The following is a 1,680-nucleotide window of genomic DNA, read 5'->3' on the forward strand; positions in this document are numbered from 1 at the left end:
CCGGTGTCAGGTCTCTTAAGAAACAACACCGCCGCCCCCTCCCGGCCATGGTGTTGTTCATGCGGTAGCCGGGGTAAGTGTCATGCCCAACTGTTCCGCGCGTTTTGCAAGATTGCGTAGCAGGCGGTCCCGATACTGATGCTCGTATTGCTCCTGGCCCTGATCGGTGTATTCCTCGCCCCGGGTGAGCATGGTGTAGACGAGCCGTGCCAGTTTATGTGCCGCCGCAGTGACAGCCTTGGGTTTGTCCATTCGGGCGCATAGGCGGCGGTAGTAGGCGCCAAGTGCGGACCTGCTGGCTCGTAAAGAGGCCGCCGCCAGACGCAGCGCCTGTGCCGCCCGGTTGACGACGCGCTTGGTCTTTGCACTCAGAATCTTGCCACCGCTGATTTTTGTCCCCGGGCACAAGCCAAGCCAGCTGGTGAAGTGTCGCACGGTCGGAAAGCGCGTGAGGTCGGCGCCGGTTTCCGATACCACCGCCAGCGCGGTGGTAATGTTGATGCCGTCGATCCGCGTCAAGTCCACGCCGCACATCTGAAACAAGCGCGCACGCAGGTCGAACTCGGGCGCGTTGCGCGACCCCTTGCGCTTGCCGCTCTTTTCCGGCAACGCGTCATGGCTCTGCAGAAGTCGCAACTGCTGGTCGACTTCGCGATCACAGTGCGCCAACTGGGTGCCGATGAAGTCGAACATCGCCACGCTCTGGCCCAAGTCGAACAAATGTTCCCGCCGCCAGTTGCCTTGCAGGCTGCGGGCGATCTCATCCTCACTGGCGTGAATGCGGCCGTTTTTCAGTGCCGCCAGGGTGTGGCCATCGCGCTCGCCGGCAAGGATGGCGCGCACAATCAGCTGTCCCGTGACACCGACGATGTCGGAGATGACATTGGCCAACTGGATATTCATCTGAGTCAACGCCTTCTGCATACGCTGAACCTGCCTGCCTTGCTCGCGCAACAGCCTGGCACGCTGGCGCCACAGCGAACGCAGCACGCACACCTCGTCGTCCGGACGGAATGCGCCGGCCAGCAAACCATAACTCATCAATTGCTGCAGCCACTGGCAGTCGAGCACGTCGGACTTGCGGCCGGAAACGTTCTTGACGTGGCGCGCATTGACCAGCAGCACCTTGAAACCGCGTGCTTCCAGTAGTTCGAACAGCGGTATCCAGTACACGCCGGTCGATTCCATGGCGACGGTATCGACCCGACAGGCCGTGAGCCAGTCAGCCAGGGCATGCAGGTCTTGCGTAAAACTGGGAAATTCACGTACCGGATAGTCATCGCGATCAGGCGGTACCGCCACAAAATGGGCGGCATTGCCGATATCGATACCCGCGGCGTTCGGATAGGCAATCTCCAGAGAGCGATGCTGCCCGCTCGACTTGCCTGTCAATTTTCGGTTGCGTTCTGCCATCGTTAGCTCCATCATTCAGATTGGAATGGGGCGCTGCAGTGGAACGTCGTCGTGCTCACTCTCTTAAACGGGATAGCGGTGTAGGCGGTTCAAAGCGCCTACCCGCTTCACCAATGTCGATGACGTATCCGGGACCACGCTGACATTCGGGCAATCGCACCATTGCTCTATCGGTCTTGCGCAGCGCCTCATTCCACTCTGCCACAAATACCCAATATTTGTTTCTTCGGCGCGATTTTCGGCGGCCCGCCGATTACTACGCTGACA

General features: G+C 60.1%; 1 protein-coding gene. It reads right to left on the reverse strand.

What is annotated here, in order from left to right; translation table 11 throughout:
* Nucleotides 1-57: 57 nt before the first annotated feature.
* On the reverse strand, nucleotides 58-1,413 hold the full coding sequence (locus F0185_RS33995) for an IS110 family RNA-guided transposase (RefSeq protein ID WP_167233106.1): 1,356 nt from the start codon (nucleotides 1,411-1,413) through the stop codon (nucleotides 58-60).
* Nucleotides 1,414-1,680 lie beyond the last annotated feature (267 nt).

The sequence above is a fragment of the Massilia rubra genome, from assembly GCF_011682065.1.
Lineage (GTDB): Bacteria > Pseudomonadota > Gammaproteobacteria > Burkholderiales > Burkholderiaceae_D > Telluria_A > Telluria_A rubra.

Coding starts and splice junctions, on each gene's coding strand:
- F0185_RS33995 (WP_167233106.1), bottom strand. CDS start 1,413: ATGGCAGAACGCAACCGAAAATTGACAGGCAAGTCGAGCGGGCAGCAT.